The 13069-nt window shown below is 56.0% G+C and carries 14 protein-coding genes; 6 read left to right on the top strand and 8 right to left on the bottom strand.

The genetic code is table 11. From position 1 onward, the window contains the following. Positions 1–39: 39 nt before the first annotated feature. The gene (gene trmL, locus AC2TE5_RS00695; RefSeq protein ID WP_033147028.1) at positions 40–513 is read left to right on the top strand and encodes a tRNA (uridine(34)/cytosine(34)/5-carboxymethylaminomethyluridine(34)-2'-O)-methyltransferase TrmL; all 474 of its coding nucleotides are present in this window, start codon (positions 40–42) and stop codon (positions 511–513) included. On the opposite strand, the gene cysE is transcribed toward trmL, so the two are convergent. The 5 genes from cysE to AC2TE5_RS00670 all read right to left on the bottom strand — a co-directional run bounded on the left by cysE (position 510) and on the right by AC2TE5_RS00670 (position 3619). Next, positions 510–1331, bottom strand: a complete 822-nt coding sequence (cysE, locus tag AC2TE5_RS00690; protein WP_008502718.1) for a serine O-acetyltransferase — start codon at positions 1329–1331, stop codon at positions 510–512. The genes trmL and cysE overlap by 4 nt on opposite strands. Before the next feature lie 74 nt (positions 1332–1405). Further along, the gene (gpsA, locus tag AC2TE5_RS00685) at positions 1406–2425 is read right to left on the bottom strand and encodes an NAD(P)H-dependent glycerol-3-phosphate dehydrogenase (protein ID WP_023309915.1); all 1020 of its coding nucleotides are present in this window, start codon (positions 2423–2425) and stop codon (positions 1406–1408) included. Further along, complete coding sequence (gene secB / locus AC2TE5_RS00680; RefSeq protein ID WP_003860835.1) at positions 2425–2892, bottom strand: protein-export chaperone SecB; 468 nt, start codon at positions 2890–2892, stop codon at positions 2425–2427. The genes gpsA and secB overlap by 1 nt, the downstream gene beginning before the upstream one ends. A 32-nt stretch (positions 2893–2924) precedes the next feature. Further along, on the bottom strand, positions 2925–3176 hold the full coding sequence (grxC, locus tag AC2TE5_RS00675) for a glutaredoxin 3 (protein ID WP_023309914.1): 252 nt from the start codon (positions 3174–3176) through the stop codon (positions 2925–2927). Positions 3177–3187: 11 nt separating this feature from the next. Then, positions 3188–3619 (bottom strand): rhodanese-like domain-containing protein, encoded by a 432-nt coding sequence (locus tag AC2TE5_RS00670; RefSeq protein ID WP_023309913.1) that lies wholly within the window; start codon positions 3617–3619, stop codon positions 3188–3190. Positions 3620–3866: 247 nt separating this feature from the next. Between AC2TE5_RS00670 and gpmM the strand changes: the two genes are divergently transcribed. Genes gpmM through AC2TE5_RS00655 form a run of 3 tightly spaced genes read left to right on the top strand, consistent with a single transcriptional unit; the run spans position 3867 to position 7640 of the window. After that, the gene (gpmM, locus tag AC2TE5_RS00665) at positions 3867–5411 is read left to right on the top strand and encodes a 2,3-bisphosphoglycerate-independent phosphoglycerate mutase (protein ID WP_213330129.1); all 1545 of its coding nucleotides are present in this window, start codon (positions 3867–3869) and stop codon (positions 5409–5411) included. 33 nt (positions 5412–5444) lie between these two features. Next, a complete protein-coding gene (envC, locus tag AC2TE5_RS00660) occupies positions 5445–6704 on the top strand; it encodes a murein hydrolase activator EnvC (protein ID WP_229231479.1) in 1260 nt (419 codons plus the stop codon). A 3-nt stretch (positions 6705–6707) separates the two neighbouring features. Next, positions 6708–7640, top strand: a complete 933-nt coding sequence (locus AC2TE5_RS00655; protein WP_484612486.1) for a divergent polysaccharide deacetylase family protein — start codon at positions 6708–6710, stop codon at positions 7638–7640. A gap of 3 nt (positions 7641–7643) precedes the next feature. Here AC2TE5_RS00655 and AC2TE5_RS00650 read toward each other — a convergent pair whose 3' ends face one another. After that, complete coding sequence (locus tag AC2TE5_RS00650) at positions 7644–8444, bottom strand: glycosyltransferase family 2 protein (protein ID WP_484612485.1); 801 nt, start codon at positions 8442–8444, stop codon at positions 7644–7646. Between the two features lie 205 nt (positions 8445–8649). On the opposite strand from AC2TE5_RS00650, the gene AC2TE5_RS00645 reads away from it, so the two are divergent. Both AC2TE5_RS00645 and AC2TE5_RS00640 read left to right on the top strand, forming a co-directional pair. Beyond that, entirely contained in the window at positions 8650–9855 is a 1206-nt protein-coding gene (locus tag AC2TE5_RS00645; RefSeq protein ID WP_484612484.1) for a glycosyltransferase, read from the top strand. A gap of 15 nt (positions 9856–9870) precedes the next feature. Next, complete coding sequence (locus tag AC2TE5_RS00640) at positions 9871–10785, top strand: hypothetical protein (protein WP_213330121.1); 915 nt, start codon at positions 9871–9873, stop codon at positions 10783–10785. Positions 10786–10812: 27 nt separating this feature from the next. Here AC2TE5_RS00640 and tdh read toward each other — a convergent pair whose 3' ends face one another. Together tdh and kbl are read right to left on the bottom strand one after the other, a co-directional pair. Continuing rightward, positions 10813–11841 (bottom strand): L-threonine 3-dehydrogenase, encoded by a 1029-nt coding sequence (gene tdh, locus AC2TE5_RS00635; protein ID WP_032650737.1) that lies wholly within the window; start codon positions 11839–11841, stop codon positions 10813–10815. 9 nt (positions 11842–11850) lie between these two features. Then, on the bottom strand, positions 11851–13047 hold the full coding sequence (gene kbl, locus AC2TE5_RS00630; protein ID WP_484612483.1) for a glycine C-acetyltransferase: 1197 nt from the start codon (positions 13045–13047) through the stop codon (positions 11851–11853). Positions 13048–13069 lie beyond the last annotated feature (22 nt).

The raw sequence follows: 13069 nt of genomic DNA, 5'->3' as shown, positions 1-13069 counted from the left end.
TCTTTTCTGCTATTCTGCCCCCGCAATTAAGGGGGCAGCATGCTTAACATCGTTTTATTCGAACCAGAAATTCCGCCGAATACCGGCAATATCATCCGCCTGTGTGCGAACACCGGTTTTCGTCTGCATATCATTGAGCCGATGGGCTTTACGTGGGACGACAAACGTCTGCGTCGCGCAGGGCTGGATTATCATGAATTTACCGCCGTCGTTCGCCATCACGATTACGCCGCGTTTCTGGAAGCAGAGAAGCCGCAGCGCATGTTCGCCCTGACTACCAAAGGCACGCCAGCGCATAGCGCCGTGAGCTATCAGGCAGGTGACTATCTGATGTTTGGCCCGGAAACCCGCGGCCTGCCGGCCACGATCCTGGATGCCCTGCCCGCCGAGCAGAAAATCCGTATTCCGATGATGCCGGACAGCCGCAGCATGAACCTGTCGAACGCGGTGTCGGTGGTGGTGTATGAAGCCTGGCGCCAGCTGGGTTACCCGGGCGCCATTCTCAGAAGCTAAATGCCGTCACCATACTCGAAGGTATGGTGAATGCCGTTGAAGTGCTGATCCATGTCCATGGACGGCTTATCGCTGTCTGGTTTACCGACGATGCGCGCCGGTACGCCAGCGGCGGTGGTATGCGGTGGCACAGGCTGGAGCACCACGGAGCCTGCGCCGATCTTCGCGCCGCGCCCGACTTCGATATTGCCGAGGATTTTGGCACCCGCGCCAATCATCACCCCTTCACGAATTTTCGGATGGCGATCGCCGCTGGTTTTACCGGTACCGCCCAGGGTAACCGACTGCAGGATCGAGACATCATCTTCAATGACCGCCGTTTCCCCGACGACAATCCCGGTGGCGTGGTCGAGCATGATCCCACGGCCAATCTTTGCCGCCGGGTGAATATCGACCTGGAACGTCACGGAAACCTGGTTTTGCAGGAAGATCGCCAGCGCGCGGCGGCCTTCATTCCACAGCCAGTGGCCGATGCGGTAAGCCTGCAGGGCGTGGAAGCCTTTCAGGTACAGCAGCGGCGTAGAATATTTATCGACCGCCGGGTCACGCGTGCGCACGGCCTGGATATCGCAGGCGGCAGAGGCGATCATTTCCGGGTCTGCGGCGTAAGCCTCTTCCACCACTTCACGGATGGCGATAGCAGGCATGATCGAGGAAGCCAGCTTGTTGGCGAGCATATAGCTCAGCGCGCTGCCGAGATTTTCGTGCTTGAGTAGCGTCGCGTGGTAGAAACTGGCCAGCATAGGCTCGCAGTCGGCCAGCGCCCGGGCTTCGGCTTTAATATTGTTCCAGACGATATCCAGTTCTTCACACGGCATTGCTTACTCCAGACGATAGTTAATGACCAGCCAGTTCTGCGCTGGCTGGGTCATTCAGGTGACAACGGTTCCGACTAGTTACTGCTGCGCTCGTCCTTGCGCGCACGACCTAATAAGGTCAATGCTGCCTCGCGCGCATTTTTTCCGCAATACAATACCTGATAAATTTCCTCGGTTATTGGCATTTCGACACCGAAACGGTGCGCCAACTCGCGGACTTCTTTGGTATTGCGGTAGCCTTCAACCACCTGACCAATCTTCTCCTGCGCGCCTTTTACATCGCTGCCCTGTCCGAGCATCATGCCAAAGCGGCGGTTACGAGACTGGTTGTCGGTACAGGTCAGCACCAGGTCGCCCAGGCCAGCCATTCCCATAAAGGTGGCCGGATCGGCGCCCAGCGCTTCGCCCAGGCGGGACATTTCGGTCAACCCTCGGGTGATCAGCGCCGTACGCGCATTGGCACCAAAGCCAATGCCGTCTGACATCCCAGCACCAATCGCAATCACGTTCTTCACCGCACCGCCCAGCTGCACGCCGATAAAATCGGGGTTGCTGTAGACGCGGAAGCTCTTGCCGCAGTGCAGCAGCTGTTGAAGATCGTCGGAGAAAGCCTGATCGGTGGAGGCCAGCGAAATCGCCGTCGGCAGGCCAGCAGCCAGCTCTTTGGCAAAGGTCGGGCCGGAGATGACCGCCAGTGGGATCTCATCACCCAGCGCTTCGCGGGCAACGTCCTGCAGCAGGCGTCCGGTTTCGGCTTCCAGTCCTTTTGTCGCCCAGACAATGCGCGCATCCGGTCGCATCAGCGGCTTAATCTGACGGAGCACGTCGCCAAATACATGGCTCGGGACCACAATCAGAATGTTGCGGCTGGCCGCCAGCGCGGTCGCAAGGTCGCTTTCAAGGTGCAGGGAGTCAGGGAACGGAACGTCCGGAAGAAACGCCACGTTACAACGGTCGCGTTGCAGCGTTGCGATATGTTTTGGATCGTGGCCCCAGAGAACCACTTCGTGACCATTTCTTGCCAGCGTGATGGCAAGAGCGGTGCCGTATGAGCCGGCACCGATCACAGTCATTGACGCATTAACAGTGCTCATCAGGCATCCTGATGTTGTTCAGCACCTTCGCCAGCTTGCTGCTGCAGATAGTTCATGAACAGCGCATCAAAGTTAACTGGCGCAAGGTTCAGTTGCGGGAATGTACCGCGGGAAACCAGGCTGGTGATGCATTCACGCGCATACGGGAACAGAATGTTCGGGCAGTACGCACCCAGGCAATGCGCCATCTGGTTGCCTTCGATACCGCCGATAGAGAAGATGCCGCCCTGCTGTACTTCACACAGGAATGCAGTTTCTTCGCCCAGAGACGCGGTAACGGTCACACGCAGCACGACTTCATACACGTCATCTGCCAGTTGGGTAGATGCGGTATCCAGATCAAGTTTAACCTCTGGCTGCCAATCTTTCTGGAAAACATGTGGCGCATTTGGCGCTTCGAAAGAGACGTCCTTGGTGTAGATACGCTGGATCTGGAAAGTCATTTCGGTGTTGTTTTGTTCTGACATGGAAATACCCTTTTTAATTGTCCTAAAGTCTCTTAGCTCAGCAGCGGATCGAGTCCACCACGGGCGTCGAGCGCATACAAGTCATCACAGCCGCCAATGTGCTGCGCATCAATAAAAATCTGCGGAACCGTCGTACGACCACTACGTTTGATCATCTCTTCGCGTTTAATCGCGTCACCGTCAATCGGCAGTTCCTGGAACGTGACGCCTTTGCTGTTCAGCAGCGCTTTCGCACGATGACAGAACGGGCACGTCGCTTTGGTATAGATCTCAATATTGGCCATGACTGAACTCCTTATTTACCGCGAACCAAAGGAAGATTTTCCCCGCTCCAGCCGGAAATACCTTCTTTCAGCACCGTTACGTTTTCGAAGCCTGCTTTATGAAGCGCACTGGCAGATTCCTGTGCCTGCATACCGGTCGCATCGACAACGATAATCGGCTGGGCTTTGTGTTTCTCAAGCTCACCGACGTTGTTCGCTTTGATTTCAGCTGGCAACAGGTTGATTGCGCCCGCAATGTGACCTTTACGGAAATCGTCACGCTGACGCAGATCGACCACGACGGCATCTTCTTTGTTAATCAGACGCGTCGCTTCACCACGGGTGATAACCTTAATTTTAGACGTCAGGCTCTTAAATGTGGTGAACAGCACAGCAGCCAGCAGGCCAATCCACGCGATGCTCAGAACCGGATGGCGGCTAACGAATTGCATAATTTCTTGCATGGAGGGTAACTACTCCCGACTAAGTGATAAAAAAAACCAGGACAGGAGTATACCTGTGCGTTCTGGCAAATACAGCCAGCGACCATAACCTAATCCATTTTCTGCGGCATGCCACCTAAAAAAATGCCTCAAAATGGTCTGGTCAGCACCTTGCCCCTGCGCTTTCTTTGATCTTCTGCGGCTATTTGATCGATTCAGCTGTAGTAAAATTACGCAAATTTTGACTCTTGAGCATGAGGTTGTCGCAATGTCGGTTTCTAAAAAACCTATGGTACTGGTGATTCTGGATGGCTATGGCTACCGTGAAGACAGCCAGGATAACGCTATTTTCAACGCCAAAACCCCGGTCATGGATGCGCTGTGGGCAAAACGTCCGCATACGCTGATTGACGCGTCTGGCCTGGAAGTAGGCCTGCCGGACCGCCAGATGGGCAACTCCGAAGTCGGTCACGTAAACCTGGGCGCCGGGCGTATTGTGTATCAGGATCTGACGCGTCTGGACGTTGAAATCAAAGAACGCACCTTCTTCTCCAACCCAACGCTGGCTGGCGCGGTCGATAAAGCCGTTGCCGCGGGCAAGGCCGTACACATCATGGGCCTGCTCTCTGCGGGCGGCGTTCACAGCCACGAAGATCACATCATGGCGATGGTTGAACTGGCCGCCGAGCGCGGTGCGGAAAAAATCTATCTGCACGCCTTCCTGGACGGTCGCGATACGCCACCACGCAGCGCAAAAGGCTCTCTGCAAGCCTTCGAAGAGAAATTCGCCGCGCTGGGTAAAGGCCGCGTAGCGTCCATCATCGGCCGTTACTACGCCATGGACCGCGACAACCGCTGGGATCGCGTTGAACAGGCCTATGACCTGATGACCCTGGCAAAAGGTGAGTTCCAGTTCGCGACCGCCGTTGAAGCCCTGGAAGCGGCTTATGCACGTGATGAAAACGACGAATTCGTGAAAGCGTCCGTGATCCGTGCTGAAGGCCAGGCTGATGCCGCCATGGAAGATGGCGACGCGCTGATCTTCATGAACTTCCGCGCTGACCGCGCGCGTGAAATCACCCGCGCGTTCGTCAACAGCGACTTCGACGGTTTTGCCCGCAAGAAAGTGGTAAACCTCGATTTCATCCAGCTGACTGAATACGCCGCAGACATCAAAGCGCCTTGCGCGTATCCACCAGCGTCGCTGGCAAACACCTTTGGCGAGTGGATGGCAAAGAACGACAAAACGCAGCTGCGTATTTCCGAAACTGAAAAATATGCACACGTGACCTTCTTCTTTAACGGCGGCGTTGAAGAGCCGTTCAAAGGCGAAGACCGCATTCTGATCAACTCCCCGAAAGTGGCCACCTACGATCTGCAGCCAGAAATGAGCTCTGCCGAACTGACGGAAAAACTGGTTGCGGCCATCGAGAGCGGTAAGTACGACACCATCATCTGTAACTACCCGAACGGCGACATGGTGGGGCATACCGGGGTGATGGAAGCGGCAGTGAAAGCGGTTGAAGCGCTGGACAACTGCGTTGAGCAGGTAGCAAAAGCGGTTGAATCCGTTGGCGGCCAGCTGCTGATCACCGCTGACCACGGTAACGCTGAACAGATGCGCGACCCGGCGACCGGCCAGGCGCACACGGCCCATACCAACCTGCCTGTTCCGCTGATTTATGTGGGTGATAAATCACTGAAAGCAGTGGAAGGCGGCAAGCTTTCCGACATCGCGCCAACCATGTTGACGCTGATGGGTATGCCGATCCCTGAAGAGATGACTGGTAAGCCGCTGTTCATCGTGGAATAATCGCTCCCCATGAGGGGAAAGGCGATTTTTTCAATCACATGGGTCGTGAAGCCGCTTAGGTTATCAGTCAGACCTCTGTTTTACGCCAGCGCACTCAGCGCTGGCGTATTGCTGTGCGCCGCATCCGCCCACGCGGATGACCGCGACCAGCTGAAATCCATTCAGGCCGATATCGCCGCCAAAGAGCGTGCGGTACGCCAGCAGCAGCAGCAGCGCTCCGCCCTCCTCGCCCAGCTTAAGCAGCAGGAAGAGGCGATCTCCGCCGCCACGCGCAAACTCCGAGAAACGCAAAATACCCTCGCCCAGTTGAATAAACAGATCGACGAGATGAACGCGTCGATTGCCAAACTCGAGCGCCAGCGTGATGCGCAGGAGCGCAATCTTGCCGCACAGCTTGATGCCGCATTCCGCCAGGGTGAACATACCGGTCTCCAGCTGATCCTCAGCGGTGAAGAGAGCCAGCGCGGCCAGCGCCTGCAGGCCTACTTTGGCTATCTCAACCAGGCGCGTCAGGAGACTATCGCGCAGCTGAAGCAGACGCGCGAAGAGGTCTCCACGCAAAAAGCCGAGCTGGAAGAGAAGCAGAGCCAGCAGCAGACGCTGCTCTACGATCAGCAGGCCCAGCAGGCGAAGCTTGAGCAGGCTCGCAACGAGCGTAAGAAAACCCTTTCCGGCCTTGAATCCTCCATTCAGGAAGGTCAGAGCCAGCTGAGCGAAATGCGCGCCAACGAATCAAAACTGCGTAACAGCATCGCCCGTGCGGAAGCGGCGGCGAAAGCGCGCGCCGAAAAAGAGGCGCGCGAGGCGCAGGCCGTTCGCGACAAGCAGCAGGAAGCGTCCCGCAAAGGGACCACCTACAAGCCAAGCGAGAGCGAACGTTCTCTGATGTCGCGTACCGGCGGTTTGGGCTCTCCTCGCGGTCAGGCTTTCTGGCCCGTTCGCGGTTCAATTCTGCATCGCTATGGCGAACAGCTGCAGGGTGAGCTACGTTGGAAAGGGATCGTTATCGGTGCGTCTGAAGGTAGCGAAGTGAAAGCCATCGCCGATGGCCGCGTAATTCTGGCCGACTGGCTGCAGGGTTACGGACTGGTGGTGGTGGTCGAACACGGTAAAGGTGACATGAGCCTTTACGGCTACAACCAGAGCGCGCTGGTCAGCGTCGGCACGCAGGTGCGCGCCGGCCAACCCATCGCCCTTGTGGGCAGCAGTGGCGGTCAGGGCCGCCCGTCACTCTATTTCGAAATTCGTCGCCAGGGTCAGGCGGTCAATCCACAGCCGTGGTTGGGAAGATAAGTTTTGCTTCAATTTCGTCGAATGGTTTTCTCCGTCGTCAGCGCGCTGGCGCTGGCTGCACCGGTATACGCAGGTAAACTCGCTATCGTGATTGATGACTTCGGTTATCGTCCACACTATGAAAATCAGGTGCTGGCGATGCCGTCGGCCATCTCGGTCGCCGTCCTTCCGAATGCCCCCCACGCGCGTGAGATGGCGACCAAAGCCCACAGCAGCGGTCATCAGGTGCTGATCCACCTGCCCATGGCCCCGCTCAGCAAGCAGCCGCTGGAAAAAGACACTCTGCGCCCGGATATGAGCAGCGAGGAGATCGAGCGCATCATCCGCGACGCCTACAACAAAGTGCCGTATGCCGTAGGGCTGAACAACCATATGGGCAGCGCGATGACATCAAGCCTGTACGGGATGCTCAAAGTGATGCAGGCGCTGGAACGCTACAACCTCTACTTCCTCGACAGCATGACCATCGGCAACAGCCAGGCGATGCGTGCCGCTCAGGGAACGGGTGTAAAGGTGATTAAGCGTAAGGTGTTCCTGGACGATACCCAGAACGAAGCCGATATTCGCATGCAGTTTAATCGCGCGGTACAGCTGGCCCGCCGCAATGGCTCAGCGATTGCCATCGGTCACCCGCACCCGTCTACCGTTCGCGTCCTGCAGCAAATGCTGCCGACCTTGCCTGCCGATATCACGCTGGTGCGCCCGAGCGATCTGCTGAACGAGCCGCAGGTGGATACCTCCACACCGAATTCTGCGCAGCCCGTCCCGACGGCACCGCGTAATCCGTTCCGCGGCGTGAAGCGCTGTGCACCGAAGCAACCGCTTGAACCGGTCTATGCGACCCGCTTCTTCTCCGTCATCGGAGACAGCATCAGCAACAGCACGCTGGTGAAATACGTCCAGCAGCAGTGGCAGGGATGGGGCAAGAAAGCCTGACGCTTATTTCGCAATCTGAGAGTCCGTCTGCTCGTTGGCAACGGGCTCTTTTTTTTCCTGATGTTGATACCAGGATTTGAAATACTTCAAAAAGCTATAGGCTGTGGCATACAGTCCTGTCGCCACCCCCACTTTGCCCTGACGCCAGGCGCCGCTAAACAGATACCATTTGAAAAAAGCGCCGATGGCGCTGATTACGCCGCGTCCAATTGAGGGCCGTATTTTTTGATGCTGAACCAGGCGGGTTGAATAACAGTTTAATTTGTTAAAAAGCTCATGCAGCGTGGGAAACGTATCATGTTTTACATAGCCCGGAATACGCGCACAACGGAGAAAACCTTCGACCTGATCGTCTACCGGCCTGTTATTAAACCGGGACTGTTTACGGTTAAAAAGACGCACAGGATAATCAGGTGATGAAACAGGATAGATCGTCCGGACCTCTTCACCCAGAACAAACCAGTGGCGGCATATTCGCCATGCCATTCCGGGGTCTGGCTCATCGCCTGCTTTTAACGTTAAAACGGCATTGACCGTTTCCTGGTCAAGAATTTCGTCGCTGTCAATGCACAGGACCCAGTCATGGCTGGCTAAGGATATGGCATGGTTCATCTGCTCGCCATGCCAGCCAAATTTTTTATAGACGGGTAGCAGTCCAAAGCTCTCACAAATATATCGTGTTTTGTCCGTACTGCCGGAATCGACCACGACAACTTCATCCGCTATTTTTAAAAGAGGCGGGATAACATCGTGCAATAATCTTTCAGAATTAAACGTTAATAAGCAGACCGTTATTTTAAACATTTTTCCACTCTCAATAGCAGCCTAAATTAATATTATTAATACTATATAAATGAGTAGAGACGATTAAAGTCCAGAATCACACTTTCCAAATAAGCACGCTTGAAATTTTGTCTAATCCTGAAGCGCCATAAAATAGAAAAATCTATTTTATTTCAGCAGATTCTTTATAATGCAGTCAGATGAAGGGTAGCACACGGATTCAGACATGCCGCACAAAAGTAAAATTCTCCTCCTGGATACGGGTAAAGAATGGGGGGGAGGCACCAACAGTATGCTTGAGCTCCTGAAGCGAATCAATCGCGATAAATTCGATATTACCTGTTGTTTTTACAGTGATTATAGTCGTGCTGAAGGTGAGACAATTGGCCAGGTGCTCAACGGCATCGGCATCCCGCTCATCGCGATCCCTCAACGTCCGCAGCCGCTCTGGGCCAAATTGCTGAAGGAAGCGGGACGTAGCCTGCTGTTTTTCTCTCGCAGCGCCCGCAAGGCATTAACACGTCATGTGGATATCATGTGGCGCATCAGGCCTAACGTCAGCAAAATCGAAACCCTTTTTACGCAGGGCGGTTTCGATACGCTCTATATGAATAACCAACCGGGCTCAAATGAGGAAGGCTATCTCGCGGCGGCAAAGCTGCAGGCGCGGTTGATTCAGCACTGCCGTATTGAACCCGTTTTGACCCCACCGCTGGTGAAGCTGGTTAATGCCCATGCCACAAAAATCATCGCCGTCTCGCACGGCGTTGAACGCGTGTTGCTTCAGCATGGCGTCCGGCCCGAACTGTGTACGACGGTCAATAATGCCATCGACATCCACCAGCCTTTACCTGACCGACGCGCGATGCGCCAGCGCCTGAACATCGATGACGACACGTTTGTGTTCGGCAGTATTGGGTCGTTAATCCCTCGCAAAGCCAACCACCACACGCTGGAGGCGCTGGCGCAGTTCAGCCAGAAGCATCCCCAGGCGAAATGGAAAATGGTGCTGGTCGGCGAAGGTGGCGAACGCCGCGCTTTAGCGGAACAGGCCCGAGCGCTGGGAATTGAACACCACGTCATTTTCACCGGCTTTCAGAATACCCCGTTTGATTACCTCGCAACGTTTGACGCCTTTATTCTCGCCTCAAAAAGCGAAGGGCTGCCGCGCGTGGTGCTGGAAGCGATGCTTCTCAATATCCCCGTGATTGGCTCTCAGGTGACCGGCACGGCGGAGTTGATTGATCATGATTCGACAGGGCTGCTCTTCCCCTGGAGCGATGTTTCACAGCTTGCACAGCATCTGGACAATATCTGGGCAGATGCGGATCTGCGGGCTCGGCTGGCTGCGGCTGCATACCAGAACGTCTGTCATACCTATGCCATCGAAAACTATGTCAGCGGTGTCGAAGCCGTGCTTGGCGCGCACTAACCAAACGAGATAACTATGTTTAAATTTCTTAATGCTCGCTATCGTCATATCACCGGGCGACACAATATTCCTTACAGCTCTCTGCCCGTGACGGGCGCGCTTGCTGCGGTGGATTCTATTGTGATTCCGTGTACCGGCGCAGATTTCGTCGAAGAAGCATTACTCTCTGCCACCTTCGCGGAACGTTATGCCACCGGGGTGAACGAAATCGTCATCGTCAGCGATCAGCCTGAATCCGCCTTTGGGGTACTGCCGCCGAAAACCCGCGTAGTGACGCTTAACCTTCCCGTTCGTGAGGAAGGTTACCGCTATAAGCAGATCTACCTCAGCCGTCTGGTGAAGCTTAACGCCCCACTGCAGGCGCGCGGTGAAGGGATACTGATGATCGACTCCGATCTCAACCTGTTGAAAATGCCCGAGATCGGCATGGCCGATATGCACATCTACTCCAGCTTCCGTCAGGGCAAAATGATTGCCAAGCTGGACGGTGCGCCAGCGGAGAAAGTGCCGGCGTATTACAAAGAGACGGTACGCCCGTATCTGGTCGATCACGTTAACGGCGCGTTTCTTGCGGCCACTAAAAAGACCTGGCGCCGTATCTGCCCGCTGTGGCTGACGCTGTTCCAGGATACCTGGGAGCTGATGGACGACACGCAGCCGCCGACCGATCAGCTGCCGCTCGCCGCGCTGCTGGACATGCTGGATCTAAAAACGGTTAACCTGGGCGACTGGATGAACTGGCCGGTCTCGAAGAAGATCGGCGGTCAGGAAGCCGTTGTACCGAAAGAGGTGATTGGCGCACACGGCGGTTTCCCTCTCTCCGAATGGCAGAAGTATCTTGAATCGCCGGATAACACGCTGCTGTTCAAAGGTCAGGACTACACCCGCAAGGTGCGTTACCTGACGGACGAAGAGAAAAAGAATCAATGAAAAAAGGGGCCACAGGCCCCTTTTTGATTACTTATCCCAGCTCAGGATCACTTTCCCTGACTGGCCGGAACGCATCGCGTCGAAGCCCTGCTGGAACTCATCGATGGAGAAGCGGTGAGTAATAATCGGGGACAGATCCAGACCGGACTGGATCAGCGCCGCCATCTTGTACCAGGTCTCGAACATCTCGCGGCCATAAATGCCCTTGATGAACAGCCCCTTGAAGATGACTTTGTTCCAGTCGATAGACATGTCTGACGGCGGAATACCCAGCATCGCGATACGGCCACCGTGGTTCATGGTGTCAAGCATGGTGCGGAACGCCGGCGGCGCGCCGGACATCTCCAGACCCACGTCAAAGCCTTCGGTCATGCCCAGCTCTTCCATCACGTCGGTCAGGCTCTCTTTCGAGACATCCACCGCGCGGGTGACGCCCATTTTGCGCGCCAGCGACAGACGGTATTCGTTCACGTCGGTGATCACAACGTTGCGCGCACCCACGTGCTTCGCTACGGCTGCCGCCATAATGCCGATTGGGCCCGCGCCGGAGACCAGCACGTCTTCACCGACCAGGTCGAAGGAGAGCGCCGTATGCACCGCGTTGCCGAACGGGTCGAAGATGGAGGCCAGATCGTCAGAGATATTGTCCGGGATTTTGAACGCGTTAAACGCCGGGATCACCAGGTATTCCGCGAAGCAGCCCGGACGGTTTACGCCCACGCCAATGGTATTACGGCACAGGTGCGTACGTCCGCCGCGGCAGTTACGGCAGTGACCGCAGGTAATATGGCCTTCACCGGAGACGCGGTCGCCAATTTTGAAGCCTTTTACTTCCTGGCCGATACCCACCACTTCGCCGACATATTCGTGACCGACAACCATCGGTACCGGAATGGTTTTCTGCGACCACTGGTCCCAGTTGTAGATGTGAACGTCAGTACCGCAGATAGCCGTTTTACGAATTTTGATCAGCAGATCGTTATGACCGACTTCCGGCTCCGGCACGTCGGTCATCCAAATCCCTTCTTCCGCTTTCAGTTTGGATAACGCTTTCATCACACGTCCTCAGGCAATTACGCCCAGCTGTTTGCCGATGCGGGTGAAGGCTTCCACCGCACGCTCAATTTGTTCAGGCGTATGCGCCGCAGACATCTGGGTGCGGATACGCGCCTGACCTTTTGGCACCACCGGGAAGAAGAACCCGGTGACGTAAATCCCTTCTTTCTGCAGCTCGCGGGCAAACTTCTGCGCAACGACCGCATCGCCCAGCATGACCGGAATGATCGCGTGGTCAGCACCGGCCAGGGTGAACCCTGCGGCGCTCATTTTTTCACGGAACAGACGGGCGTTGGACCACAGACGGTCGCGCAGCTCAGCGCCGGACTCCACCATCTCCAGTACCTTGATGGAGGCGGCAACAATGGCTGGCGCCAGGGAGTTGGAGAACAGATACGGGCGAGAGCGCTGGCGCAGCCACTCAACCACCTCTTTACGCGCGGCGGTATAGCCGCCGGACGCGCCGCCGAGCGCTTTGCCCAGCGTACCGGTGATGATGTCCACGCGGCCCATCACCTCGCAGTATTCGTGCGAGCCACGGCCGTTTTCGCCGACAAAGCCGACCGCGTGAGAGTCATCGACCATCACCAGCGCATCGTATTTATCCGCCAGGTCGCACACGCCCTTCAGGTTGGCGATCACGCCGTCCATGGAGAACACGCCGTCGGTGGCGATCAGCACGTGGCGAGCACCCGCTTCACGGGCCTCTTTCAGGCGCGCTTCCAGCTCAACCATGTCGTTGTTGGCGTAGCGGAAACGCTTCGCTTTGCACAGGCGTACGCCGTCGATGATGGAGGCGTGGTTCAGGGCGTCGGAGATAATCGCATCTTCTGCACCAAGCAGGGTCTCAAACAGACCGCCGTTGGCATCGAAGCAGGAGGAGTACAGAATCGCGTCTTCCATTCCGAGGAAGCTCGCCAGCTTTTGCTCAAGCTGCTTGTGGCTGTCCTGCGTACCGCAGATAAAGCGTACGGAGGCCATGCCGAAACCGTGGGTGTCCATGCCGTTTTTTGCAGCGGCAATCAGCTCAGGGTGATTCGCAAGACCCAAGTAGTTGTTCGCACAAAAGTTGATCACATGGCTGCCGTCGGCAACGGTGATGTCCGCCTGCTGGGCAGACGTGATAATACGCTCTTCCTTGAACAACCCTTCCGCACGTGCGGTGTCGAGGTCGCTGTTTAACTGTTTGTAAAAATCACCACGCATTGCAATTCTCCAGACTCGGCAA

The sequence above is a fragment of the Enterobacter sp. N5-15 genome, from assembly GCF_057221635.1.
This window is presented reverse-complemented; position numbering and strand designations above follow the sequence as displayed.

Coding starts and splice junctions, on each gene's coding strand:
- AC2TE5_RS00650 (WP_484612485.1), bottom strand. CDS start 8,444: ATGTTTAAAATAACGGTCTGCTTATTAACGTTTAATTCTGAAAGATTA.
- AC2TE5_RS00640 (WP_213330121.1), top strand. CDS start 9,871: ATGTTTAAATTTCTTAATGCTCGCTATCGTCATATCACCGGGCGACAC.
- gpmM (WP_213330129.1), top strand. CDS start 3,867: ATGTCGGTTTCTAAAAAACCTATGGTACTGGTGATTCTGGATGGCTAT.
- AC2TE5_RS00645 (WP_484612484.1), top strand. CDS start 8,650: ATGCCGCACAAAAGTAAAATTCTCCTCCTGGATACGGGTAAAGAATGG.
- trmL (WP_033147028.1), top strand. CDS start 40: ATGCTTAACATCGTTTTATTCGAACCAGAAATTCCGCCGAATACCGGC.
- cysE (WP_008502718.1), bottom strand. CDS start 1,331: ATGCCGTGTGAAGAACTGGATATCGTCTGGAACAATATTAAAGCCGAA.
- AC2TE5_RS00670 (WP_023309913.1), bottom strand. CDS start 3,619: ATGCAAGAAATTATGCAATTCGTTAGCCGCCATCCGGTTCTGAGCATC.
- grxC (WP_023309914.1), bottom strand. CDS start 3,176: ATGGCCAATATTGAGATCTATACCAAAGCGACGTGCCCGTTCTGTCAT.
- secB (WP_003860835.1), bottom strand. CDS start 2,892: ATGTCAGAACAAAACAACACCGAAATGACTTTCCAGATCCAGCGTATC.
- tdh (WP_032650737.1), bottom strand. CDS start 11,841: ATGAAAGCGTTATCCAAACTGAAAGCGGAAGAAGGGATTTGGATGACC.
- gpsA (WP_023309915.1), bottom strand. CDS start 2,425: ATGAGCACTGTTAATGCGTCAATGACTGTGATCGGTGCCGGCTCATAC.
- kbl (WP_484612483.1), bottom strand. CDS start 13,047: ATGCGTGGTGATTTTTACAAACAGTTAAACAGCGACCTCGACACCGCA.